Annotated in this window: 23 protein-coding genes; 19 read left to right on the forward strand and 4 right to left on the reverse strand. The window is 43.8% G+C overall.

Translation table 11 applies throughout. From position 1 onward, the window contains the following. Nucleotides 1-44 precede the first annotated feature (44 nt). The 8 genes from G475_RS0106785 to G475_RS0106825 all read left to right on the forward strand — a co-directional run bounded on the left by G475_RS0106785 (nt 45) and on the right by G475_RS0106825 (nt 11071). Nucleotides 45-1475, forward strand: coding sequence for an aldehyde dehydrogenase family protein (locus tag G475_RS0106785; protein ID WP_026700629.1), 1431 nt, complete (start codon nt 45-47; stop codon nt 1473-1475). A gap of 4 nt (nt 1476-1479) precedes the next feature. Next, entirely contained in the window at nt 1480-1974 is a 495-nt protein-coding gene (locus G475_RS0106790; RefSeq protein ID WP_026700630.1) for a hypothetical protein, read from the forward strand. Nucleotides 1975-2082: 108 nt separating this feature from the next. Next, entirely contained in the window at nt 2083-3585 is a 1503-nt protein-coding gene (locus G475_RS24415) for a sodium:solute symporter family protein (RefSeq protein WP_051302251.1), read from the forward strand. 23 nt (nt 3586-3608) lie between these two features. After that, nucleotides 3609-4796 carry an iron-containing alcohol dehydrogenase gene (locus G475_RS0106805; RefSeq protein WP_026700631.1) on the forward strand — a complete coding sequence of 396 codons (1188 nt, stop codon included), beginning with the start codon at nt 3609-3611 and terminating at the stop codon, nt 4794-4796. A gap of 212 nt (nt 4797-5008) precedes the next feature. Next, complete coding sequence (locus tag G475_RS0106810; protein ID WP_233275743.1) at nt 5009-6826, forward strand: sigma-54-dependent Fis family transcriptional regulator; 1818 nt, start codon at nt 5009-5011, stop codon at nt 6824-6826. Nucleotides 6827-6977: 151 nt separating this feature from the next. Next, a complete protein-coding gene (locus G475_RS0106815) occupies nt 6978-8171 on the forward strand; it encodes an iron-containing alcohol dehydrogenase (protein ID WP_035710422.1) in 1194 nt (397 codons plus the stop codon). Between the two features lie 32 nt (nt 8172-8203). Continuing rightward, the gene (locus G475_RS0106820; protein ID WP_026700634.1) at nt 8204-9565 is read left to right on the forward strand and encodes a GntP family permease; all 1362 of its coding nucleotides are present in this window, start codon (nt 8204-8206) and stop codon (nt 9563-9565) included. 39 nt (nt 9566-9604) lie between these two features. Then, nucleotides 9605-11071: a CoA-acylating methylmalonate-semialdehyde dehydrogenase gene (locus G475_RS0106825; protein ID WP_026700635.1), complete on the forward strand. Its 1467-nt coding sequence runs from the start codon at nt 9605-9607 to the stop codon at nt 11069-11071. An 88-nt stretch (nt 11072-11159) separates the two neighbouring features. Here G475_RS0106825 and G475_RS0106830 read toward each other — a convergent pair whose 3' ends face one another. Then, a complete protein-coding gene (locus tag G475_RS0106830) occupies nt 11160-11498 on the reverse strand; it encodes a VOC family protein (RefSeq protein ID WP_026700636.1) in 339 nt (112 codons plus the stop codon). 169 nt (nt 11499-11667) lie between these two features. Here G475_RS0106830 and G475_RS0106835 point away from each other — a divergent pair, with 169 nt between their 5' ends. Then, entirely contained in the window at nt 11668-12381 is a 714-nt protein-coding gene (locus tag G475_RS0106835; protein ID WP_026700637.1) for a MerR family transcriptional regulator, read from the forward strand. Between the two features lie 97 nt (nt 12382-12478). On the opposite strand, the gene G475_RS26290 is transcribed toward G475_RS0106835, so the two are convergent. The 3 genes from G475_RS26290 to G475_RS0106855 all read right to left on the reverse strand — a co-directional run bounded on the left by G475_RS26290 (nt 12479) and on the right by G475_RS0106855 (nt 17250). Further along, complete coding sequence (locus G475_RS26290; RefSeq protein ID WP_051302253.1) at nt 12479-14812, reverse strand: CBM35 domain-containing protein; 2334 nt, start codon at nt 14810-14812, stop codon at nt 12479-12481. An 820-nt stretch (nt 14813-15632) separates the two neighbouring features. Continuing rightward, nucleotides 15633-16511, reverse strand: coding sequence for a hypothetical protein (locus G475_RS0106850; RefSeq protein WP_156911639.1), 879 nt, complete (start codon nt 16509-16511; stop codon nt 15633-15635). 187 nt (nt 16512-16698) lie between these two features. Continuing rightward, the gene (locus tag G475_RS0106855) at nt 16699-17250 is read right to left on the reverse strand and encodes a PadR family transcriptional regulator (protein ID WP_026700639.1); all 552 of its coding nucleotides are present in this window, start codon (nt 17248-17250) and stop codon (nt 16699-16701) included. A gap of 295 nt (nt 17251-17545) precedes the next feature. Between G475_RS0106855 and G475_RS27140 the strand changes: the two genes are divergently transcribed. From G475_RS27140 to G475_RS0106905, 10 genes are all read left to right on the forward strand, one after another. Next, on the forward strand, nt 17546-17710 hold the full coding sequence (locus G475_RS27140) for a hypothetical protein (protein ID WP_156911640.1): 165 nt from the start codon (nt 17546-17548) through the stop codon (nt 17708-17710). A 1-nt stretch (nt 17711) separates the two neighbouring features. Then, a complete protein-coding gene (locus G475_RS0106865) occupies nt 17712-18128 on the forward strand; it encodes a hypothetical protein (RefSeq protein WP_026700640.1) in 417 nt (138 codons plus the stop codon). A gap of 27 nt (nt 18129-18155) precedes the next feature. Continuing rightward, a complete protein-coding gene (locus tag G475_RS0106870; RefSeq protein WP_026700641.1) occupies nt 18156-18467 on the forward strand; it encodes a hypothetical protein in 312 nt (103 codons plus the stop codon). Between the two features lie 21 nt (nt 18468-18488). Continuing rightward, nucleotides 18489-18743: a hypothetical protein gene (locus tag G475_RS0106875; protein ID WP_026700642.1), complete on the forward strand. Its 255-nt coding sequence runs from the start codon at nt 18489-18491 to the stop codon at nt 18741-18743. 21 nt (nt 18744-18764) lie between these two features. Beyond that, nucleotides 18765-22445: a nitrate reductase subunit alpha gene (locus tag G475_RS0106880; protein ID WP_026700643.1), complete on the forward strand. Its 3681-nt coding sequence runs from the start codon at nt 18765-18767 to the stop codon at nt 22443-22445. Continuing rightward, nucleotides 22435-23928 (forward strand): nitrate reductase subunit beta, encoded by a 1494-nt coding sequence (gene narH, locus G475_RS0106885; RefSeq protein ID WP_026700644.1) that lies wholly within the window; start codon nt 22435-22437, stop codon nt 23926-23928. The genes G475_RS0106880 and narH overlap by 11 nt, the downstream gene beginning before the upstream one ends. A gap of 2 nt (nt 23929-23930) precedes the next feature. Further along, on the forward strand, nt 23931-24533 hold the full coding sequence (narJ, locus tag G475_RS0106890) for a nitrate reductase molybdenum cofactor assembly chaperone (protein WP_026700645.1): 603 nt from the start codon (nt 23931-23933) through the stop codon (nt 24531-24533). A 39-nt stretch (nt 24534-24572) separates the two neighbouring features. Further along, complete coding sequence (gene narI, locus G475_RS0106895; protein ID WP_026700646.1) at nt 24573-25268, forward strand: respiratory nitrate reductase subunit gamma; 696 nt, start codon at nt 24573-24575, stop codon at nt 25266-25268. A gap of 78 nt (nt 25269-25346) precedes the next feature. Beyond that, nucleotides 25347-26456, forward strand: a complete 1110-nt coding sequence (locus tag G475_RS0106900) for a TDT family transporter (protein ID WP_026700647.1) — start codon at nt 25347-25349, stop codon at nt 26454-26456. Further along, complete coding sequence (locus G475_RS0106905; protein ID WP_051302255.1) at nt 26440-26904, forward strand: hemerythrin domain-containing protein; 465 nt, start codon at nt 26440-26442, stop codon at nt 26902-26904. Before G475_RS0106900 ends, G475_RS0106905 begins: the two co-directional genes overlap by 17 nt. The last annotated feature ends 6 nt before the right edge of the window (nt 26905-26910 follow it).

A 26910-nucleotide genomic window follows, 5' to 3' on the forward strand; every position in this document is an offset into this window, starting at 1 on the left:
TCGGGTTTTGAATACGTATTCAAAGTAACGAAGGAGGCACTGTTATGAAAAAAGGACTATTTGTGAATGGGGCAGAACGGCAAGCAGGGAAAAACTATCCGCTTTACCATCCTCATACAGATGAAAAACTGGCAGACATTGCAGAAAGTTCGAAGAGAGACATGGATGAGGCCATTTCAAGTGCAGAAAAAGCTTTCAAAAATATGAAAGCGTTAACATCAAGGGAGCGCGCTGACATTTTATTTCAATCAGCAACTTTATTAGATAAGAGAAAACAAGAAGCTGCAGACATTATCTCAAAAGAAGCCTGCAAACCTATGAAATCAGCAAGAAATGAAGTGAATAGAACAGTGCAGACCCTTCGTTTTTCTGCAGAAGAAGCTAAACGGTTAAACGGAGAATACCTCTCTTTGGATGCGGCTGAAGGTGGAGAAGGCAGAGACGCTTTTACTATCCATGAACCGCTCGGCGTGATTGGTGCGATTACACCTTTCAATTTTCCATTAAACCTAACGACGCATAAAGTGGGACCGGCGGTGGCAGCGGGAAATACCGTAGTTATAAAACCGGCGGAACAAACTCCGCTCTCCAGTTTACTGCTTGCTGATATTTTTACTCAGGCAGGTCTTCCGGCAGGAGCAATTGCCGTTATTCCGGGAGACGGCCCTGCCCTTGGTGAAGTGATGATCAATGATGAAAGAGTGAAAAAGATTTCTTTTACCGGCAGTCCAGAAGTCGGCAGGCTTATTAAAAGCCAGGCGGGATTGAAACGAGTAACGCTGGAACTTGGAAGCAATGCCGCCATGTACGTGGACCAAAGTTGTGCAAATGAACTGGAAAACATTGTCGACAAAGCCGTTGCCGGAGCATTTATGTATAATGGACAGGTTTGTCTCAGCACGCAGCGTATTTACGTCCATGAAGAGCTATTTGATTTATTTAAACAGTCCTTTGTAGAAAAAACGAAAAAGGTGAAGTTTGGAGATCCCTCGGAAGAAGACACGATGGTTTCAAGCCTTATTACTAAAAAATCACAACAACGTGTCCTTGATTGGATCGACGAGGCAAAGAAAGGTGGAGCGAACGTTTTAACAGGAGGACAAAGCAATAGAAATGGAGTGCTCCCCACCGTATTAACGAATGTCGATCGAAGGGAAAAAATTTCCTGCAACGAAGTGTTTGGGCCAGTGGTTTTGATTAACAAAGTGAACGATGCCAACGACGCCATTGATAACATAAATGACAGCCGTTTCGGATTAAATGCCGGTCTCTTCAGCAATAATCTGCAGCAGGCGATGAAAATGGCCCACCAGCTGGAAGTAGGACAAGTCCTTATTAACGACGTACCCACTCTTCGCTTCGATCATATGCCTTATGGCGGAGTAAAAGATTCTGGTTATGGCAGAGAGGGGGTGAAATATGCAATAGATGAAATGACAGAACTGAAAATGATTAGTATCAACTACGAAAGGTAGGTTGATGAAAGTGAAAATAACCTTATTTAATGATGAAACACAGGAGCTCCCGGCTTCTGTCTACTACCCGCATTACACTACAGAATGGCTTATTAAATTCCGATCTATTTTTGGAAAGCGGAAAGAGAAAATGACTATGATGACCGATAGGATGAAAAATGGCAGCGGCATGGCCAATAATCTTCCCAACTTTGTGGTAAAAGAAGTGAATCCTTCTCTTATAATGAAGGGGGCCATTTCCAAACAACAATGCATTGATGATGCTTTTGAGACAGTACGCCGATTTTATCTTCATCACGCTCGTTCCTGGAGCGTACCGGAGATAGAGCTTATTAAGCATTCATTTGTATACGTCCCTTATCAAATCATCGAGAGAAACAGGCGATGGTCCAAAAATACGAAAACCTTTCTCTACGAACCGATGTCGGCCTCTCTTGAAAAACTAGAGAAGTTTCCCGAAATTCATCAATTTATGAAAAAGGAGCGTGAAACAAAATGAACATGCTGGTGATTATGACAGTCTTAATTATAGCCACATGGATTGGTATGGCCCTTATTTTGTGGAAAACGAATATATTAAACGATGAATAATTAGGGGGGAATAAAAATGGACAGTACCATTGTAATGTATTCTTGGATATTTATGGGGCTTTTTATCGCATTTATGTTGTTTATGGGCTGGGTTGGTATGAGAAAAACCAATACCTCGGATGATTTCGCCACAGCTCGTTCCAGTTATGGTCCTCTGGTCGTAGCGCTTGTTATAGCTGCTGGTATTTCAAGCGGATCTACCTTTATGGGCATGCCGGGGCTCGCCTACGATATCGGGACGCCAAGCTTGTGGTATCCGCTGCTTTATCCAATTGCTACAGTAATCGGAATGTTATTTGTAGCAAAAGTAATAAAAAAATATGGTGATAAATTTGGAACAAGAACCATCCCTGAATTTATCGGAGAACGATACAACAGTAATTTTCTTCGTATCGCTTTAACGATCATTTCCATTCTATTAATCTTTTATGTCGTATCACAATTTGTGGCAGCGGCTACGATGTTTCAGATGATGATGGGGATCAATTATGAAACCGGCCTTATGATCACTGCCGTTGTGCTAGCAACTTATGTGTTTATGGGAGGTTCCCACTCTGATATTATGACCGATGCAATTCAAGGTTTTTTAATGGTTATTGTAGCTCTTGTTGTATTTTTTTCCTTTGTTGGCAGTGTTGGAGTAGATGGCGGTTTTTCCGATATGCTGGCCACCATTGACAGGGAAAACCCAGAAGGCGGATTCAGCCAACTGTTTTTAGCTGGGCACGACACATATGGGGCGTTTTGGCTCGTCGCGCTTCTATTCATTGCCCACCTGCCCTTTTCAGTCCTTCCGCATTTAGGGAATAAATTTATGGCGGTGAAAACAGGGCGTAATCTGAAAAAGCTTATTATGTACTGTACGATTTTTGCCACTGTCCTGCCCTTAATGGGACTTGGGGGAATGCTCGGGTTAGCCGTCGTAGGCAGTGATGCCGGAATTGCGCCGGACCAAATTGTACCAGTCTTGTTTAGTGAAATATTTCCGCCAGTTATAGCCGCCTTTTTAGCAATCGCTGTATTGTCTGCGATTATGTCTACATCAGACGGTCTTGTGGTTTCATTAACCCAGCTTTTAGCTAATGACCTCTACCGCAAAACGCTTGTACCAAAATTGAACATTACAAAGGAAAAGGCAGAAAGAAATGAGCTTTTAATCAGCCGTTACAGCACGTTTATCGTCATTATCGCCGCTGTTATATTAGCATGGACCCCGCCCCAGTACTTAGCCGTGTTTATGTGGATTGGCATTGGAGGTATCATGGCTGCGACAGCCGGCCCACTCGTTGTTGGGGCGCTTTGGGATAAGGCTACGAAAACAGCTGCTTTGGCTTCACTGATAGCGGGAACAGTCACATATTGGATTGTCTATCTGCCCTTTGGCTTCGACTTTTCGAATCCGTTTGGTGCAGCTGGTATTGGTGTACTAGTCAGTATGGTTGTTATGTGTGCTGTAACTCTGGCGACTGCTGAGAACGTCCAGTCTACCTCTGATTCAGAGGTAGAAACCAGTATTTAATTTTTTAGACAGAGGTGACTGACATGATGTATAAAACATTTGCCTCCCCTGTAAAAATTATTTCAGGAGAAGGCTCGATTCAAGAAGTACCATCCATTGTTCAATCCTTTGAAGCAGAACGAATGATGGTGTTTGCTGATCCGGGAGTAGTGGAAGCAGGAATCGTCCAAAAATTAGAAGACCATTTGAAAAAGGCCGGCCTCCACTATACCATATATTCAGAATTGGTTCCGGAACCACCGCTAGACGTTGGAAACAAGGCGCTTCAGTCCTTAAGAGATTTTCAAGCCGATTTTGTCATCGGAATAGGCGGCGGCAGCGCCCTCGATATAGCAAAAGCAGCAGCCGTTTTGTGTAAAAATGAAGGGAACGTAGAAGATTATTTAAACCTTACCGGAAAAAAGGAGTTAACTCATAAGGGCCTTCCAAAAGTATTGATTCCAACCACAGCTGGAACAGGTGCAGAAGTTACCGATATTTCCGTCTTTTCTCTGGAAGATACGAAAGATGTTATCACAAATGTGAAACTGTTGGCCGATGCAGCTGTTGTCGATCCAGAATTAACCTACTCCCTTCCTCCGCATATTACAGCTTCGACGGGAGTGGACGCTCTCACCCATGCCTTGGAGTCTTTCGTTTCTGTCAACGCTACACCGTTAACAGAGGCATTGTCCCTGGACGCAATTCAACGTATATCCTCCAACATCCGTACCGCGGTGTGGAATGGGAATGATGAATCAGCACGACGCAACATGACGTGGGGAAGTCTGATAGCCGGGTTAAGCTTTTATAACGCCGGGGTCGGCGGAGTTCATGCGCTCGCTTATCCGTTAGGCGGGGTGTATAAAATTCCACATGGGGTCTCCAATGCTGCGCTGCTCCCCTATGTCTTTGATTACATCTGGCCGTCCTGCATCAGTAAAATGGCACGAATGGCAGACGCCCTGGATGTCAAGACGGAGCACCTGAACAAACGGGAAGCCGCGATTGCCGCGGTGAAAGAGTTGAAGAATATCGTAGAAGAAGTCGGTATTCCAACTACTCTTGATCAGTACGGAATAGAAGAAAAAGATATAGAACATTTAGCTCAAAATGGCATTAAACAAACAAGACTACTTGCTCCAAGCCCCAAACCTTACACTATTGACGATGTAAGGGAACGGTACCAGGCCGCGTACCATGGAGAACTTAAGTCGCTGACCTCTCTATAAAAAGCGTCTCGTTCCCCTCGTAACAGGATCAGTATTTATCCCTTTAAAGTATATATTCCATTGGTCTCCAAATTTTATTGGATCTGGAATGATTACTTGAAGGGATTTTATTTTTTATTCACCCCATTGGCTCACCTACTAAAAAGCACCTCAAAAACTCGAAGGAATGTTAATATGTAACTAAATAAAAAAATAGAACGGTGGGGAAAGAATTGCTGACTTATCTTAATGACATCTGGCAGAAGCAAATGTTTAATCAAAAAGCAAAAGCATCCATAGCTAATTTGATGGTGGCTAATCCTTCCTTTATCCATCCCAACAGCACGTTTAAACAAGCAGCCCACATACTGAATAGTTCAGATCTAGATTGTCTTCCCGTTGTAAGTGAAAAGATGAAACCAATCGGACTCGTCACCTCTGCCTCCCTTCTGAGAGGATTTTTACATGGAAAAGAGAATGAAGCCCTAATCCACGATATAATGCAGGAGCGTTTCTCGATTATTACAGCAGATACGTCTTTACCCGACCTTCTTCCCCTGGCGCGGGATTACTATCTGGTTGTGGATCAGGAAGGAAAGATGACCGGACTGGTGACAAAAAATGAAATCGTACAAGGAGTTTCCACCTACGTTCAGGAACTCGATCATCTTGATCATTCCTCCGAAATTATTAACATCATTTTAGAAAGCGCTTACGAAGGTATCGCTGTGGTTGATGACCACGGCATAGTTGTGGCATTTAATGATGCTTACAGTCGTTTTATCGGGGTCGAGAAAGAGGAAGTCATCGGAAAAAACGTGCAGGATGTTATCGATAACACCAATCTTCATAATACGGTAAAAACCGGCCTTCCGGAGCGCGGAGCCATTCAATACATCCATGGCCAGGCGATGGTAGTGCACCGAATTCCGATCTGGCAGAACAACCGGGTGGCCGGAGCCATTGGCATGCTGATTTTCGAAGGGCTGTCGGAACTATATAAAATTTATGAACGCATGCAGCAAAACAAGAAAGACACGCTTCCCCAACATTCTCGCATCCCCGACAAGCAGCAAAACCATCCCATCATCACGCTTGACCAGATTATTGGGACAAGTCCAAGTACTGCCGAATCCAAGGCCATTGCCAGAAAGATTGCCGTAAAAAATGTTACCACATTAATTACAGGCGAAAGCGGAACGGGAAAAGAAATGTATGCCCAGGGGATCCATGACTTGAGCTCGTGTTCCAGCGGAAATTTTGTCAGTATAAACTGCGGAGCAATCCCGGCCGCTCTTTTTGAAGCGGAACTGTTCGGCTATGACGAGGGCGCATTTACAGATGCCCGCAAAGGAGGAAAACCAGGAAAATTTGAACTCGCTCAAAATGGAACACTGTTTTTAGATGAGATCGGCGAGATGCCGCTCGATATGCAGACCAAGCTGCTGCGGGTGCTTCAGGAAAAAGAATTCGAACGCATCGGCGGTACCAAACGATTCAACCTGCACACCCGTATTATTACAGCTACAAATAAAAGTTTACGGAAGCTGATGGAACAAGGGGCCTTCCGCGAAGATCTGTACTATCGTATCAATGTGGTGGAGATACCGGTAGCTCCGCTGCGGGAGCGAAAAGAAGATATTCCGCCGCTTGTCTCTCATTATATACATCAGCTCTGCGCCAAACATGACCTCCCTCCCAAATCGGTAACACCGGAAGCCATGAATTCGCTTGTCCAATATCCCTGGCCCGGCAACATCCGTGAATTGACCAATGTGTTGGAGAAATTAATCGTGCTTGTGGACAATGAAGAGATCGACCGAAGACACCTTCCTTCGTATCTTTTGGAGCGTACAACAGAACCAGCCTTCGATTGGAATGAAAATCCAGCTTCCATCAACAGAATGAAACAATTTGAGGCCGAACAAGAAAAGGAATGGATCACCGCGGTATTAAACAAAAATAATGGAAATAAAGCAAAAACGGCGGCAGAATTAGGTGTTCACCGAACCACCCTCTATCAAAAATTGAAAAAACATCACCTGCTTTGAGTGTAGTGTAAACACTACACTTTTTTATTTTTGTAGTAATAACACTACACTTTCTTTTTCTCGCGCCTTATTTTATCAGGTATTAACAAGTGGCACACTTTTTGCAAAATGAAATATATGTACCAGGATAAGGAGAAAGGGGAGAAAAATATTGATAGATGAGTCCGTATTTCGTTCGCCGCCGACCATTCTATATGGACGGCACGCTTTTGAAAAAGCAGGGCAGGAAGCAGCACTTAAAGGAAAAAAGGCATTGATCATCAGTGATCAAATCATGGAAGACCTCGGCTATGTCACCCAATGCCGCCAGTTTCTCTCAAGAGAAAATGTAAAGAGTACTGTTTATTTAGGAGTAGGGACAGAACCCACCGATACCTATGTCGCCGAAGCACTCGACCAATTCAAAAAGGAGCAGTGCGATCTAGTACTGTCGCTTGGAGGCGGAAGCTGTATTGATACGGCAAAGTCTATTGCGGTTCTTATCCCTAATGGAGGAGACATCGCAGACTATATGGGAAATAAAAAAATGGCAGATTCCCAGCCGGTCCCCCATATTGCTGTTCCAACAACTGCCGGCACCGGCTCAGAAGCAACAGATGTGACCGTGATTACGAATACGTCCACCAACGTGAAAATGATGATTAAACAACCTGCTTTTCTTCCTGCAGCAGCCATTGTCGATCCGCTTCTAACAAAATCAGCACCCAAACACGTCAAAGCCGCAACTGGAATTGATGCTTTAAGTCATGCGATTGAAAGTTATATCTCCAGCAAGGCTCATCCAATGACAGATATGTCAGCGCTTTCTGCGATGGAACGTATTGTTCATCATATCACGGACGCGTACGAAGACGAGGAAAACATTGATGCCCTGGAAAATATGAGTATTGGAGCCCTGCAGGCAGGCCTTGCCTTCTCAAACTCTTCTGTCTGCCTCGTGCATGGAATGTCCCGCCCGATCGGCGCATTGTTTCATGTTCCGCACGGGGTCTCCAACGCTATGCTGCTGCCTGCCGTATTAGAATACAGCAAAGACGCTGCCCTTGAACGACTCGCTGATCTCGGCCGGATATTTGACAGGGAAACTGACAAGAAAACAGATGAACAGGCAGCTGACATTGCCGTATCTTCAGTAAAAAAATTATGTCAGCGCTTAAACATCCCCAATTTGCGGGATTGGGGCATTGATTTAAACCAATTTGAAAACGTTGTCAATAAAATGGCAGAGGATGCTCTCGACAGCGGAAGTCCTGCCAAAAACCCAAAAATCCCGGAAAAACAGGAAATAGAAAAACTTTACTGGATCTGCTACAGCTACGATTTTTCTTCCACCAGTAAAGTCTAAGGAAAAAACGACGCAGGAGGTGCAGCAAAAAAGTGGATGTTATTGGTATGATTGGTTTAATCGTATCTCTGGGATTGTTAATTTATCTAACGATGAAGGGCATCAACATCATCATTGCAGCTCTATTATGTTCGCTGTTAGCAGCGGTGACAGGCGGACTTAACCTGCAGACGGCCATGATGGAAAGTTATATGGATGGCTTCACGGGTTATTTTGCTTCATGGTTTCTTGTATTTCTGCTTGGAGCCATTTTCGGAAAAATCATGGAAGAAACGAAATCTGCAGAAAGTATCGCCCACTGGATTAAAAAAACACTGGGCGTCAAACGGGCAGTGTTTGCCGTCGTGGCTGCAGCAGCGATAATGACCTACGGCGGCGTCAGTCTGTTTGTGGTCGGCTTTGCTGTTTACCCCATCGCTGTATCCCTTTTTCAATCAGCAAACCTGCCTCATCGTTTTATCCCAGCCGCCCTTGTGTTTGGTTCCATTTCTTTTACGATGACTGCGCCGGGGTCTCCTGAAATCCAGAATATCATCCCGACGGAACATTTCGGTACAACCCCAACAGCAGGAGGCTGGATTGGTGTGCTAAGTGCCCTTCTCATCATGACCACAGGCGGACTTTGGTTGAGTAAATTGGTAAAAAAAGCGGTCCAGAAAGGAGAAACCTTTTCCCTCCCGTATGGGGATCCTGCCAAACGAGAAATGGCTGCAGCAATGGAAGCAGAAGACATAGAAGAAAGCCAGTATCAATCCGGCTCCATTCCAGCCAAAAAGCTGCCTAATGTGTTTGCTTCCTTTTTGCCGCTGATCATTGTGATTGGATTATTAAACCTGTTATCTCAGTTTATAAATCCAACCGCTGCTCTGCTCATTGCACTAATCACAGGCATTGGCACCGCTTGTCTCCTGATGAATCATTTCTTAGAAGCCTTTTGGGAGCCGCTTGCTTCCGGCACGCAAAATGCATTGACCGCACTTGCCAATACATGTGCTGTGGTTGGCTTTGGCAGTGTAGCAGCTGAAGTTTCAGCCTTCAATACTGTGGTAGACGGTCTTGTCAATATGCCTGGTCCTCCGCTTCTCGGGCTGGCTGTCGGCGTTACCGTTATTTGCGGAATTACCGGCTCCGCTTCCGGCGGTTTAGGGATAGCGCTGCCTATTCTGGCCCCCATTTACCTTGGTCAGGGTGTGAATGCAGGTGATATGCACCGAATTTCTGCACTTGCTTCCGGAGGAATCGATTCTCTGCCGCATAACGGCTACGTTGTCACAACCATCCGGGTGATTTGCGGAGAATCCCACCGCCGGGCTTATCAACCTATCTTTTTATTAAGTGTCGTCGTTCCAACGGTGATTTTGTTCGCTGCTGTCCTTTTATATGCAGCCTTTTAAACCACTAGATTTACATTCTTTTTAGGAGGTATGAATAGTATGACTAACACATCAAGTACCGTAAAAACATTAAAAAATTATATTGGAGGCGAATGGGTCCCTGCTAACAGCGACAAAACGGAAGCAGTGCTGAACCCGGCAACAGCAGAAGTCATTGCCCGTGTCCCTCTCTCCTCGCAGGAAGAGGTGGATCACGCCGTCCAAACCGCCCATGCAGCCTTTCAGGAATGGAAAGAAACAGCAGTGCCGCGCCGGGCGCGGATCTTGTTTAAGTACCAGCAGCTGCTGGTGGAACACTGGGACGAACTGGCTGAATTAATTACGATCGAAAACGGTAAGAACTTGAAAGAAGCCAAAGGAGAAGTACAGCGGGGAATTGAATGTGTGGAATTTGCGTGCGGAGCCCCGAATTTAATGATGGGCGAACAACTTCCTTCTATTGCTTCCGGGCTTGAATCTGGAGTGTACCGTTACCCGATTGGAGTGATCGGCGGTATCACCCCGTTTAATTTCCCGATGATGGTCCCGTGCTGGATGTTTCCGATGGCGATTGCCACCGGAAATACGTTCGTGATGAAACCGTCCGAACGTACACCACTTCTTGCCAACCGCCTGGCTGAACTGTTGGAAGAGGCCGGACTTCCGAAGGGTGTTTTTAATATTGTTCACGGGGCCCATGATGTCGTAAACGGCCTGCTCGACCATAAGAAGATTCCAGCGATTTCCTTTGTCGGTTCTCAGCCGGTCGCTGAATATATTTATAAACGGGGCACCGCCAATTTAAAACGAGTTCAGGCTCTGGCCGGAGCAAAAAATCATTCGATCGTCCTGAATGATGCCAATCTCGATAACGCTGCCACCCAAGTGTTAAATGCTGCTTTTGGTTCTGCCGGAGAACGCTGCATGGCCGCCTCTGTTGTCGCGGTGGAAGAAACAGCGGCGGATGACTTCATCGAACAGCTCACCCAAAAAACCAATGACATTAAAATCGGAAACGGGCTGGAAGACGATGTATTTCTGGGACCAGTGATCCGGGAGCAGCATAAAGAGCGAACGCTCAGCTACATTCAAGCTGGAGAAGAAGAAGGCGCCACCCTCGTCCGAGACGGTCGGAATGATAAGGTGATTCAGGAAAACGGCTATTTCGTCGGACCGACGATCTTTGATCACGTCACCACGGAGATGACAATCTGGCAGGATGAGATCTTTGCTCCTGTATTATCGATTGTCCGAGTCCAAGACCTGACAGAAGCTATCGATGTTACCAACCAATCCCCGTTTGCCAACGGAGCCTGCCTTTTCACCAATGATGGCGGAAGCGTCCGCCAATTCCGTGAAACGATAGATGCCGGCATGCTTGGAGTCAATATCGGCGTCCCCGCTCCCATGGCATTCTTTCCATTCTCCGGCTGGAAAGACTCTTTCTACGGAGATCTCCATGCCAACGGCAAAGACAGCGTCGAATTCTACACACGAAAGAAAGTTCTGACCTCGCGCTGGGTATAGTCTAGGAAGCAGCTCCTCTACGGAATGCAGAGGAGCTGTTTCTTTTATGCTATTCAATCGTCTACGTTTCCATCTTTCTTCTCTTTTGTTAACAAAGCACTTCCACCGTAAATCCTCCGGGTGCCTTAACATAGAAGGTATAGCCATGAGCATGTACTGGGGGCTTTACATCAAAGCCATCCTCTTTAAGCTGCTGATTAATCCTATCTACCTGCTCTTCATTTTCCTGCGGGAAGCCAATGTGGAACGTCTTTGGGTAGTGGACTTCACGCCCCTTCATTAAAGTGAGTACGAAACCATCGTCATCAAATACTACATCAAAACCTGTTTCTCGATCGGAACCTCCCGTCAGACCAAAATAGGTTTCTAAAAAATCTCTGGCAGCCTGCACATCGGTTACCGTTAGATTAAGATGATGGAGCTTCATTTTTACTCCCTTCCTTTCTTTTAAAAGATTTACCCTTTCATCATAATACATTCATGCAAGTGCCAATGTTTTGGTATAATAAAGTTGGAAAATAGGTGGTTCCCTATTGATAATCCGTCACATTTCTTTAATGTTTTAGTAGAAGTTTATAAAATGAAGGAATGAGAATATGTACTTTAAACCAAAGGAGATCGCAGAGTCCCTGAATATTAGTACAAGTGCGCTGCGTCATTATGAATCGTGGGGCATTGTTCCAAGGCCGGCACGTACAAAAAATGGATATCGACTGTATACAGAGATCCATTTTGCTTATTTTCGCTGTATTCGTGCCATGTTTCCAGCAATAAACATGCGGATTATATCTAAGATTCTCCTTCATATCCAACGCGGACAGGTTGACACAGCATTTTGGATAGTAAATGAGGAACAAGCGAAATTACATCAGGAAAAAGCAGTTGCTGATCAGGCACTGAAGATGCTGCATCATCCAGAGCTGACGAATATTAACAATAAAAAAATCAAAGACGAAATGACGGTTGGGGAGGCCGCTGATTTAGCCGGAATCGCACCATCCGCCATTCGTCACTGGGAGAAAGAACATTTAATTACACCGAATCGCAATCCAGATAATGGATATCGAATGTATAACAAAACGCATCTTCGGCAAATTTTTTTCATTCGCGCCATGCGAAACACTGTTTATTCTCTTGACAACATAAAAGAAGTTATCTCGTCATTAGAACATAAGACGGTTCAACAGGCAGCAAAGGTAACACAAGATGCGCTTGAAAGTATCAACCATCGAAACCGCAGCCAACTTCATGGAATTCATGAACTGTATGAATTGTGTGAAGTGACAGGACTTCTGAATAAAAACAATTGATCTCCTCTTCTTTTTTCATCAAGATACGATCGTGATGAAGGTTGCTTTTCCCCATAAAAGAAGACCCCAACGTACGTTGAGATCTCCCCTTCCTAAATTATTGGCCGACTGCATTTTCTGCATCTCTTAACAATAAATCAGCGGCTTCCCTGGAAATATGTTTTCCTCTCTGAGCCTCGACCTGATGCATAAAACTTTTCATATTATTCTTTTTCAGCTTTGTCTTTAAACTATTTGATATTCCTTTGTTCTTTATCAAACCTTCGTTCGTAAAATGGTTTACATCTTCACGGAGTGTACTGCTGTTAATATTTCTTGTTAATCTTATATAATCCAATTCTGCATAGCTGCTTCCATTTTCGAAAGTAATGGTATTATCGCCTTCTTTTAATGGAACGTCGGTTGTTTTTTGCTGTCTTGTACCAAAATTGGGAACATCATTCATCCAGCCGTCCGTCGTCTCATAGACAATTTCCGCTGCTTCCTTTTCATTCACCAAAAGAGAATGGGTGCTGTCTGTCTCCGTTCCATTTGCATAGCCGGTCTCCATCATATACTCGCCATCAGCAGGTACCTCTACATGAAATTCCACGCTGCTGTTATCGTAATCAATATCTCCAACATATTCTCCACTGGATGCATAGCTGGAATTGTACCTATTAGCATTCTGTATATTGGCATTTTCTGCTTCAGCCCGAAGATCAAAAGACCCCTTCGGCTCTGTATCTACCTGTAGAAAATCGACGTCTATTGCTCCATTTGCCAGCAGTCTGATCGTATTGCTCCCGGCATCCAAATGAGCCGTCGTCCGGTACGTTTCATAGCTGGAAGCTCCTGTTTCAGTAAAAACTGCCTCCCGGGTTTCCCCATGTACGGCCAGCTGCTGGCTTACATTATTATTCGATACATTAGCGTATCTGAACTGTATTTCATACTCTCCGTCTTTTGGAACATCCACTTGAAAATCAAGCTTATCGTCTTCCATTTGAACGTACCGATTATTAGAGGCATGTGTGTCTGTTTCCACAACTTCCTCCGGTTCTGCAGCGGCATGTTCTGCTTCATATCGTGATATAGCATCTCCAGAGGAAGTAATCGTTACATTGTAACCTGACGTTTCTTCCATATCTGTAATCGGGATATTCAGCTTCTCATCGGTAGTGATAAACTCTCCCTCCAATACGGTCGATGGTTCACTTAACGGCGTATCTACTCCATACCACGGAGCTTCCTCTATTTTCACATGCGCAGTATCTTCCATGAACGCCACTTCTTCTAACCCTTCGATGGACAAAACGTTATCCCCATCATTTCCCCCGAAGATTCCTTTCACTTCTTCTTTTTCGTTATCAATACTTACTGCTCCATCCAGTCCAGCTGAATATTCCGTTGATGGTTCTGTCATCACCATCTCTCCTGACATATCTCCATACCACTTATACGTCCACCATGCGCCATTCGGCTCCATCGAGTCGGTTAATAAATTGCTCAGCCGTCCGGGCCTGTACCAAAAAGCCAGATTAGCAGTATCTACTCCGGCTCTTTCAAAAGGGCCGATGTATTGAACCATTGAGCCGGGCACCGCCTGTTCTGTCTGAACGGCGTATTCGTTGATGCTAATACGCAGCGGGGCTATTCCCAGCTCTTTTTCCAATGCTCTGTAGTCCTCCACATGTGATTCAATTGCCCATGGTGCCGGTCCATCCTCATGATTTCCTTCCGGGTTTCCTAATTCATGCCAGCTGATAATATCCGGCAGCGTATCTGTTTCGCTGGCGTGTATTAAAAAACCTCTCAGCCACTGTTCGTCATACTGGGTAAGGCTTGGCCCAATAATATCTGTTTCAGAATCTATTTCTTTAATTTGTTGGTAGGTTCTTTCCCAGCCTTCCAAAAAGGAACCTGATTCTTCCTCATCCCAGGTCCATTCCGGTTCATTCCATATTTCGTATCCGTATATATTTTCTGCATCGGACTCTTGTACATCCTCGACTATTTGTCTTACTTTGCCTTCCCAATCATTCCATCCCTCCCATTGATAGGGGAAGTCCGGATAGATGTCAGGCATTCGGATTGTCACGGCTGCCTCAGCCTCTGCAGCAATAGGCGCCACTTCCAGGGCATCCCCCAGGACTCTTGTTTCTCCATTCGGAAAATGAGTTCCTCCGGGAGCCATTTGTGTAAACATTTTAGGTTTTGTTGGAGTAACCAGATCTTCTTTGGGGTATCCTTCTTCCCCTAAACCATAAAGTGCGCCTGATGCCACCTGGGTAACCGGGCGGTATTTATTACTTAAATCTACCTGAAGAATTTCTTCCTCCTTATTCTCTGCATTCAATGCACCAACTTCTTCCGTATGAACAGGAATGCCAGCTGCTGTTGAACTGGCTGTAAAGAGTGCTGCAGCCGCCAGCCATAACTTTTTTTTCAACGTTTATTCCTCCCTTATAGAACAGTAGAATGCCAAGCCTCCTCCCTCAACAAAGTAAGGCGGCATAAAAAAATTAAATCTCCTTCACCTCCTCTGGGGCACTATAAAAAATTTAGTAGTTTTACTTTATCTGAATCAGCAATGATGAATATCAAAACAGGAAACAACGGTGTATAATGCTGAATCGGCCACTCCTAAATGCCGGGGCAATATAGCGTTTTATATTTTAATTATTCAGAATATTTTACTTTCATTTAAAAGTCCCCAGCAGCTGGCGCTAGGGTTTTATCCTAAACGGCTGATTTTTTATACCTCCTCCCTATGTTAAATACCCCAACTTTTAGTAGTGTAAAGTGGCGTCATTCGTTGGAAGGTTATGCGTTGTTATGTTGTAAAATCTCATCCGTGTTAATTTCATTTCCAGATAAACCGCCAGAACAGTTGTCAGCGCTTTCAAATATTTAATCGGAAAATGGTTTCGTTCCTTCCAATCTGCTTCATTTATAAAGCCCTTTATAAAGAACTAATGCTTATTACCAATTTTTATTTATCAAAATATACAAAAATAGTATAATTATTTCTTCTTTATAAAGCTTAACATCCTAAATACATAAAGTCGGTAGTCACATCAAAATAATAGGTGTAACATACTGACCTTATGTATCTTTTTCGATTCTTATAGTTAGGCTTTTCACTTGGGACGAGGTCTGACACTATTAATGAGGATTGGAGTATACGGCTGTGTCAAACGTATGGTGGAAAATACTAAACATAGTCGAGGGGAGTAAATTTTACGGATGTTCTACATATGTCAACCCGATTATTCTTTTTCACCTGTCCATCTAAAATATCCTATAGAAAAATAAAATGGAGAAGGGATTGGTGGTTTTTTTAGTGAAAATATTCTTTTTATCGCATATTTGACCTTGTTAAAGGGGGTATGAATCCCTGTGAAAAACACATAGCGACAGCCCATTTCCTCCACCAAATCTGCGTGGCACATACTTGCTCCAAAGAACCCTCCCTTGTACCAGTCTTCTCCTTCTTGTGCTTGTATTAATTCTTTCGGATTATTAGACCAATCACTACGTTCCCCACTAATTTCATTGGCTGTTAATAGCCATAACTTTTGAGCTGGATAAAAACTTTCTCCATAAAGATTGGGAATTTTACTTATCAACATCTCAAATGAATCATCGATTTGAAGAGGATAAACGTGTGCCACTTCATCCTCTCTCGTAAAGAAAAGAATTGGCTTGGTCCAGTGATGTACCCCATCTTCACTTTCTGTATAATATATTTCCGTGCGGGGTTTCTCTCCTTTTGGAGCTTCTTTTGAATTAGCTCTATACCACATTCTCCATTTTCCTTTTTCATACATTACTTTTGGGGCAAGGACGTTAAAGTTCCTTTCGTCCCCTTTTAATATAGGTTGGGGGTGTCTTTCCCATCCATCAGAGTTTTTTTCAAGAAAACCAATGGAAAAAGGTTCGTCATTTTTCAACGTATTTTTTGCCTTTCTCCCGGTATAGTAAATACGTTGACATGGTATAAAATTGCCTTGACTGCTTTTTGTATAACCTTCAACGTAGCATGGTTCATGCAAACCATACCCATCCCACTCTGTTTTATCAGGCTGTTCAATCAGCGGCATGGCCTTTTTAGGGTTATCAGAGGCAGTGGTAATGGTCCATGTCATCTGGCTGTTTAGAGGTTCTCCTGCCGGCAGACTGGCACAGAATAAATTATTTTTAAAATTTCGTTGAAATCCTCCAAAAAACATCCACCATTGATCGTCTATTTTATGAACATTGGGGTCTCCTGCTCCAATTATATTCTTAACGGGATGGTATCCTTCTAACATACTGAAGATCCGTGCAGGCTGACTAGTTATCATCCACTTCTTCCTCCCTTTCTTTTTCTAGTTCAGAGATCACCCAATCCATCCATTCTAATTCCATGTGATAATGGGCCCGGAGCAGCCTGATGTTTGCTCTTTTCCCTAAAGGCTCTTCCCTATTTTCATCCATGTCCTGGGAAGGAATTTGTTTGATAAAATCTATTAACCAGGTACGCCGCTTCATGAGTTGTTCGATCGCTTGTTCCGCAGGAAGAATATAAATAAAAGCCATCGGTACACTATAACCGAATTTTACAAACTCTTGAGAACTTAACCCTTCTGCTATCATCTCTTCCAATTTTGCCTGGCCCGCCTCGGTTAAAGTATATTTTGTTTGTACTGGCATGTTCCCGCTTTTATATTCCCTTGCTGCTATCCATCCTTTACTTGTCATCCTCTTTAATGCTAAATAGATTGATTTACGGCTGAGGTTGTTCCAATAACGCATACTTCGCTCCTCTATAACCTTATCCAGCTCATATCCGTACCGATAACCTTCATGTAAAAGACCTAATACTGCACATTCAACATACGACATAACATCAACACACCTAACTATTGTATATTACAATAGTGTATTATACACCATAATATATCTTTTATCAAATTTCCCTTTTTTAAAGTGAAAGCAAATCTTTTGCCTGCCCTGAAATGGTAAAAGCGATCAAACAAAATCTTCTTTTCCATTTCATGAAGGAAATCCATAAAGAAATGTGACCGATAAATGAAAAATAGATGGAAGCCAGAAGATGTGATAATAATCACATCTTTCTTTTTTTATGGGGGCTACAATGGAACCAATCTTAAATCGTAAAAACAAAGGAGTATGATCGATGGATGCCCAAAACGAGAAATCCGAACGGTTACAAAAGATGTTAGATGAAACGTTGTCCCCTATTTTTCAACAGTTGCAAAAGCTGGAGTCAGATATGCAGAAGATAAAAGAAAATCAATCGGAAATCAAGAATTTACTAACGGAAAAAGAGCAGGAGGGTTAGCATGTCAGGACCGGCATTAAAGCACGTCGACAGCCACTCTTCGATACATGAAGCAGCATTACAGGAAGCAGTGGAAATAACCGGAATGCTCGAACATTTATTACGAAACCAGCGGATGGAACAAGCACTGGAGCTAGCCTATGTCTTGATAGAACATTGGGAAACAAGAACGTTACGTCATGCCGACGAGGAGGAGAAAGGCTTATATAAGGAATTAGCAGAACAGGATCTGAATCTCAAAGAAGACATTATCGCATTAACTCGTGATCATGAGCTGCTTCGGCTGCTTGCCAAAGAAATCAAAGAACGGTTAAGTGCCGGGGGGATGGATGAATCCGTCCTGCAGCGATTCCATGCTTTGATTTTAGTTGATCAACTGCACAATCAAAAAGAACTGCAGATTTTACCTCATCATTAGGAAGCGGATGGAAAAGGAGGAATAGGAATGAGCATAAACGAACAACACCAGGAAAAGTCGTTACGAATTGTAGCTCCGGATATATATAATAAATTGATTCTAGAATTAGATGCCTACCACATTCAACCGTATGATATTCAGGCCAACGCGGTCGAATATGAAAACGGGCTTAAGCTTATCCTCTATTACGGGGAACAGTTCCCGCATGCGGAGGAGAAATTCGCTTCCTTTGAAGAATGGCACGAATGGAGCAAAGATTTATCGGCGTTTATGGAGTCTACAGCCCAAACGCTTAAACAAACGATGGCAGCTGATTATTTCAAAATGATGAAAATGTAAAATAGCGAAGGAGGAGGAACGATGTTTAGTTTTGAAGAGGACGCTGGGCTTGTACAAGACAGAGAAGATTTAATTGCGGTTTTGCAGATGAGATTCGGAGCCATGGCTCCGGGTGTGATTGGGAAGATTTATGACCTTCACTCCTTGGATACATTGGAACGGTTAATACTAGCAGCCTCGAATGCCCCGACCTTTAAAATTTTTTCAGAAGAGCTTGAAGCGGGAGAAGGAAGTTTTCGCCTGGAAGGGGAACGATTTAATCCAATAGAAGGATAGCAGAAAGAGGGGGCGAACGGGTTGAAGAAAAAACAAAATAAATTATTTGAAACGCTGAAACATTTAAAACGCGGAGAGAAAATAAATCAAGATTGGACTGAAGAAAGTCCAAAATCAAGAAGTGCAGAAGAAGTATATCGCAGACGCTGGCGGTTTGATAAAGTAGTTCGTTCCACCCACGGCGTAAATTGTACAGGTTCCTGCAGTTGGAAAGTATACGTCAAAGACGGCATCATCACCTCCGAAACCCAGCAAACGGATTACCCAAGCACAGGGGAGGAATTTCCTGAATATGAACCACGCGGCTGTCCGAGAGGAGCCAGCTTCTCCTGGTATACATACAGCCCGATCAGAGTGAAATATCCTTACATTCGTGGTGATTTGTATGAACTATGGCAGGCGGAACGTGACAAGGGGTATGATCCAGTGGAAGCCTGGGAACGTATCGTTTGTGACCCGGAAAAACGGGCTAAGTACGTGAACGCCCGCGGGAAAGGAGGATTTGTCCACGCGGATTGGCAGGAGATGTGTGAAATCATCGCTAGTGCCACGATTCATACGATCAAACAATACGGACCGGACCGCGTGGCTGGTTTCAGTCCAATACCAGCTATGTCCATGGTTAGTTATTCAGCCGGATCACGGTTTTTATCGCTTATTGGAGGCAACATATTAAGTTTCTACGATTGGTATGCCGACTTGCCGCCCGCTTCCCCGCAAGTATGGGGAGAACAAACGGACGTGCCGGAAAGTGCGGATTGGTATAATGCCAAGTATTTTATCATTTGGGGAACCAATCTTCCGCAGACAAGAACGCCGGATGCGCATTTTATGATTGAAGCAAAATATAACGGAACAAAAGTAATCGGAGTAAGTCCAGACTATGCCGAATATGAAAAATTCGCAGATATTTGGCTTCCTGCAAAAGCCGGGACAGATGGTGCCCTGGCGATGGCAATGACTCACGTTATTTTAAAAGAATTTTATGTAAAAAAAGACACTCCTTATTTTATGGATTACACGAAAACTTACACCGATTTACCTTTTCTTGTAACCCTGGATGAAGAAAAAGGAGATTACCGGTCTGGTCGATTTCTAAGAACCACGGATATGAATAACGATCATTCCATGGGTGATTGGAAAACAATGGTATGGGACGCAGCAACGGATACATTAGAAACGCCAAATGGCAGTCAGGGATTTCGATGGGATGGGGGGAAAAAGTGGAATCTTCACCTGGACAAAGAAGATGGGACATCCATCGACCCGCTTTTAAGCTTCATTCATCAAGCGGATGAAAATGTTCTTGTGACATTTCCGGATTTCGCCAAAAAAGAAGGCGAAACGGTGTCCCGTGCCGTCCCTGTTAAAAAAATAAAGGACCAGGGAGGAAATATACTGACGGTCACCACTGTTTATGATTTAATGATGGCCCACACCGGGGTAGCGCGCGGCCTCCCGGGTGATTATCCTGTTGATTATGACGACCCTAAACCTTTTACACCCGCCTGGCAGGAAAGTATAACCGGTGTACGTAAAGAGCATGTCTTTCAAGTAGCAAAGGAATTTGCCGATACCGCGGAGAAAACAAACGGCAAATCCATGATTGCGATGGGCGGAGGAACAAACCACTGGTACCACAGTGACCAAATCTACCGAGCTATTTTGAACCTTGTCTTACTAACGGGAGCACAGGGTGTAAACGGCGGTGGATGGGCCCACTATGTAGGACAGGAAAAGGTACGTCCGCTTGAAGGCTGGCAGCAAATCGGTTTCGCAAACGATTGGGTGAAGCCGCCCAGACAGCAGAATGGGACGTCGTTCTTCTACTTTGCAACCGATCAGTTCCGGTATGAATCAGAAATTAATAAAGACCAATCCAGCTGGGGCGGGAAATACAACGCTATGCATCCAGCCGATATAAATGCGCTGGCAGCAAGGCTGGGCTGGCTTCCCTCTTTTCCTCAGTTTTCTCAAAATTCACTGAATCTTGTAGCTGACAGCAGGAAAAAAGGAGCTTCGAATGAGCAGGAAGTCATCGATGACGTGGTGGAGCAGATCAAGCAGGAGAAGTTAGATTGGGCGATTGAAAATCCAGACGATCCGCGTAACTTTCCAAGAGTTTTCTTCAATTGGCGTTCGAATTTATTAGGAGACAGCGGCAAAGGACATGAATACTTTGCAAAGTACTTAATTGGAGGAGAAGATCAGGTTTTAGCAGAGGCTGAACATTCGTGGCGCCCTGAAGATGTGAATGCAGATGGAGAGGCTCCCACTGGAAAGGTCGATTTACTCGTTAGTATCGATTTTCGAATGACTAGTTCCGGGTTGTTTTCGGACATTGTTCTTCCGGCAGCCACATGGTATGAGAAATTTGATATAAGCAGTACCGATATGCATCCTTTTGTCCATCCCTTTAATGCAGCGATTTCTCCACCCTGGGAAGCCAAAAGCGATTGGAATACGTTTCGCGAAATTAGTAAAGTGTTTTCTGAACTGGCAGAAAAGCATCTGCCAAAATCAGAAGATCTGGTTATGACCCCGCTCGGTCATGATTCTCCGGGAGAAATAGCGCAAGGGCATGGAAAAATCAAAGATTGGCGTAAAGGGGAAGTAGAAGCCATTCCGGGTAAAACCATGCCTACCTTTCAAATTGTCACACGGGATTATCCCAATGTTTTTCAACAAATGACAACTGTTGGCCCGAATATTAAAAAAGGCTATGGCGGCAAAGGTGTCCATATTCCAGGTGAACCGGTCTATGAAGAATTAATGACACGCTTAGGAATCTCTAAAAGAGAAGGCCTCGGAAAAGGGCATCCAGATTTATATTCAGACAAACAAGTCATTGAATCGATATTAGCGATGTCAGGGGCGACTAATGGAAAACGGGCGGTTGCAGGCTGGAAGTCCTTAGAAGAGAAAACAGGACAGGACTTAGGTGAGATAGCGCAAGGACGTGAAGAAGAATCTTTTACGCTGGATGATTTAACCGCTCAACCCCAACACGCCATCTCAACCCCTGTCTGGAGCGGTTTGGAGAAGGATAATAGACGTTATTCCCCGTTTACCGTCAACACCGAATATAAGATTCCGTGGCGGACATTAACGGGGCGGCAGAGTTTTTACCTGGATCACGAGATGATGCTTGATTTTGGAGAGGCCCTGCCATTGTATATTCCCCCGCTTTCTCATGGTCCTTTTCTAAGTGATGAAACGGGGGTAGAAGATAACGGAAAGTCGATCACAGTCAGATATTTGACCCCTCACCAAAAATGGGGAATCCATACCATGTTCACAGATACAACCAATATGGCGCAATTATTCCGAGGCTGGCAGACCGTATGGATGAATGAAGAGGACGGAGCATCGATTGATTTGAAAGATAATGACTGGATTGAAGTGTACAACCGCAATGGCGTCATATCCGCGCGGGTTGTGTTGACCTACCGGATGCCAAAAGGGGCTGCCTATATGTATCATGCCCAGGACCGTACGCTGGGTGTCCCGGCCACAGCCATCAATAAAAAGCGCGGCGGTACACATAACAGTGTGACGAGAATATCACTGAAACCAACGCACATGATTGGTGGTTACTCCCAGTTAAGCTATGGATTTAATTATTACGGCCCAACCGGTCACCAGCGGGATACCATTGCAGTGATTCGAAAATTAAAGGAGGTGGATTGGCTTGAGGATTAAGGCACAAACAGCGATGGTGATGCACTTGGATAAATGCATTGGCTGCCATACGTGTTCGGTTACGTGTAAAAACACATGGACCAATCGACCAGGTGCAGAATATATGTGGTTCAATAATGTAGAAACCCGTCCCGGCCCCGGGTATCCAAAAGCATGGGAAGATACAGATCGTTTTAAAGGCGGGTGGGTGTATAAAAACGGAAAACTGCAATTAAAAGCTGGAGGGCCGATTTCAAAGCTTGCAAATATTTTCTATAATCCAGAAATGCCGGAACTTGACGACTACTATGAACCCTGGACGTATGATTATGATCATTTGATTCACAGCCCTAAAAAAGAAAATATACCGGTGGCCCAGCCCCAATCTATGATCACCGGTAAATACATCGACAAACCGGAATGGGGGCCAAACTGGGATGATGACTTAGCGGGCGGCAGCGAGGTCGTTCCGCTCGATCCCAACGTTCAAAAACTGCAGGAGCACATTTCGATGGAATATGAAAAAACATTTATGATGTATTTGCCTAGAATCTGCGAGCACTGCCTGAATCCATCGTGTGTAGCCTCCTGTCCTTCCGGAGCACTGTATAAACGAGACGAAGACGGAATCGTTCTTGTCGACCAGGATGCCTGCCGGGGATGGCGTTTCTGCATGAATGGCTGCCCTTATCACAAAGTGTATTACAATTGGAACACACATAAAGCAGAGAAATGTAATTTTTGTTATCCACGGACAGAGGCAGGACTCCCCACCATTTGTTCAGAAACCTGTGTCGGACGTATCCGTTATATCGGTGTCGTGTTATATGATGCGGATAAAGTTAAAGAGGCAGCTTCCGTCGAAGATCCGCAGGAATTATATGAATCCCAGTTATCTGTGTTCCAGGATCCATTTGACCCTGAAGTGATAGAAGCAGCGAAAAAAGCAGGCATTAATGATTCCTGGATTGAAGCGGCACAGCAATCACCTGTATATAAAATGGCGATAAAATGGAAGATAGCTCTGCCGCTGCACCCTGAGTACCGGACGCTGCCGATGGTGTGGTTCGTACCGCCTCTCAGCCCTATCATGAATCATATGACAAATGAAGAAGAATTATCGACAGATGGCTATATTCCGGCTGTAGATCAAATGAGAATCCCGATGGAATACCTGGCATCGCTGTTGTCCGCAGGAGATACAGAAGTCATTCGTAATGTACTCCTAAAACTTACAGCGATGAGAGTGCATCGGAGGGCAAAAACAGTTGGCGGTATGGAGGAGTTTAATAAAAGTCAGATTATCGCCGAAGCAAACACCAATACAGAGGAACTCGAAGAAATGAATCGGCTGTTAGGAGTGGCAAAATATAAGGAACGTTTCGTCATTCCGACGGGCCGCCGCGAGATGGATGACGACCAATACTACCAGCAGGGAGCCTGCAGTATTGAAGACTTAGCACCGCCGGAGGGTTTATCTTTTTCTAGTGGAAAGGGGAAATAACCATGGACATTCAAGAACGAACGATCCTGATGGCAGCTTCAAGATTGTTGCATTATCCAGAGGAGCCTTTTCCGGAGCTGGAAAAAGAAATACTGGAATGTATGGAGGAAAATATAACGAAGCATGAGTGGTACGAGAAAGGCAAAGCCGCTCTTACCCCCCTACGGTCCCTCCCGGATAAAGGCAGAAAAGAAATCTATGTTTCTACGTTTGATTTGAAATCAAAGCTGGGACTGTATTTAACAGCGCATGAATTCGGAGATAGTGCAAAAAGGGGCTCCGCCTTAATTAAATTACAAAAAAATATTAATGAAGCTGGTTTTCAACGAGTGGAAGGAGAATTGGCAGATTATATGCCGATGTTGTTTGAATTTCTAGCAGTATGTCCGGATAAGTTTGATAACGAGCGGCTTGTACGACGATTAGCTGTTGCTCTGCAATACATGTGTGAACATATTGCTGAGGACAATCCTTACGCTCCCATACTCCATCTCTTAAATAATTACGTTTTTCCAGAGCCCACACATGAAGAAATAGAAAAGATAAAATGTGAAAGAGAAGAAGCCGATGTAGAAGAACTGCCTTACCCTATTATGTATGAGTAATACGTTTCTACATTGAAAGAAAGAAAGGACGAGTACGAAATGAGCGGAATTTTTTGGTGGGTCATTTTCCCATATGTCACACTGGCAATCATGGTTGTCGGTTTACTATACCGTTATGCGTTCAGACAGAAAAGCTGGTCCGCCCCTTCAACGGAAATGTTTGAAAAAAAATGGCTCCGGATTGGTTCTCCGCTTTTTCATTGGGGTATTATTTTCGCTTTTGCCGGACATATCATGGGTATGGTGATTCCAAAAGGGGTATATGAATTTTTAGGTATAACGGACGAATTGTACCACATCGGAGCGATATATGGCGGAGGTTTAGCTGGACTAATGGTTATTGCCGGGCTTATTATACTGCTTATACGTAAGATGACCATTGACCGCATTCGTGTACATGCCACCTTTTCTGACTTTTTTTCTGTTTTTGCCCTGTTGATCGTGTCGGGAATGGGAACATACATGACGATTATTTATAATACGACGGTGGTTTCTTATGAATATCGAACAACGATTGGACCATGGTTTCGGAGTTTATTTACCTTTCAGCCGGAATATCAGCTGATGCTCGAGGTCCCCTTTATCTTTCAGGCACACATTATAGCCGCTTTTGCATTGTTCGCCTCCATACCATTTACCCGCTTGATTCATTTTTATAGTGCTCCCGTGACCTATCCGTCCCGGGCACCGCAGCAATACCGATCGAGGTCCCAATATAAAAAGAAAAGTTTCTAATCACAGCGTCTTAATATAGATAAAAATATTCCTAATATCTAAAATTAATAAGGGGTCTATCAGAGGAGGGAGGGGAAATTGTCGGTTAATTTATGGTGGTTTACTGGTACATTACTGGTTTGCATTATCTGTAAGTATTGGTTTATAAAAAAAGAATCGTTACCAACACCGGCGGGCGCCATTATCATGGCCCATGGTATCTTTTTTTATAGTGCTATGCGAGAGTTCCCAACTTTGTATGACAACGGGGAACTCCTCGCACTTATACTGGCTGGTGTATGGTTGGCGATGGTGGTTTCCATTTTTTCCGCTTTATGCAAAGGTGAATTTCACAAAAAATATTTGCAGCATCCTATACAATTATTTGCGGTAGGAACATGGGTGGCTGGGACATCGGTTCTTGGAAATGTGATTCACGAGTTTTCTATCAATCTGGGATTTATTCCATATCTTATGGGAACGTTCAATGTCATTCTTTATATATGGTATGTGTGCCATTGCATCGATGGGTTTAAGCGGATCCTTCAAGGTCCGGAAAAAAATAATGTACATGGCGTCTTACTCCTGGCAACAGTTGGAACCCAATCCATCGTCATCTTATTATTTAATATTTTTAATAACCCATTGCCTGACTATGGGAATGCACTGATTTTAAGCTTTGGTCTTCTTTTATATGTAACGGGCTTTTTATTAATTATGAGACGTTATCTGTGGATACGAAATTGGAAGATTGCAGATGACTGGAAAAATACGAACTGCATTATACATGGCGCCATTTCAATTTCAGGTTTGGCTGCTTCATTGACGACTGCATTTCCTGTACGATTTATTTTTGTATTATGGATATGGGCAGTTAGTTGGTTTGTGGTGGTGGAGGCTATTGAACTGTGGCGTGTTGTGGCAAGAATAAAATGTTATGGTGTAGCTAAAGGGATAGCAAGATACGACATTTCCCAATGGTCGCGTAATTTTACGTTCGGAATGTTGTATGCTTTTACTGTTAGTTTTTCAGCGATAGAAGGAGAGTTTGTTATTTTTGTGCGAGAACTTATTTTATCATTTGGGCCGTGGCTGGTTCTTGCCTTTCTTTTATATGAAATAATCTTATTTATAAAAGATAAGGTCGAGTCAAATATAAGACAGAATGGGCGAACAAAGGAGGTAGATTTACGTGAAACCAAAGCGTGAAAGTATAAAACGCCATGAAGCATTATACCCTTTGTCACATCACCATCACCAAGCATTATTTGTGGCACTCAATCTAAAACGGGCCGGCACAGAACTATCCCGTTATTCTGTAACAGAAGTGTTGGAGGACACACTATCCTTTTGGGAACCTGCTGGAAAGCAACATTTTCGAGAAGAAGAAGAGATATTGCTAACAGCATTTGCCAGATACGATTCGGTTGACCATCCGGAAATTAAAGACATGCTGATGGAACACGTTCAGATTCGGGCTTTGATAGATTCGATTTCTCAAGCATCCAACCCTCCGGTAGAGACGCTGCAGAAATTAGGTATCTTACTTGAGAATCATGTTCGCAAAGAAGAACGTGTTATTTTTCCGATGATTGAACGAGTGTTACCAGAAGAAAAATTGCAAGAACTATCGGCTTACTTTACGAAAAACGAATGAGAAACA

The organism is Salibacterium aidingense DSM 18341 (assembly GCF_000429685.1).
GTDB lineage: Bacteria > Bacillota > Bacilli > Bacillales > Marinococcaceae > Salibacterium > Salibacterium aidingense.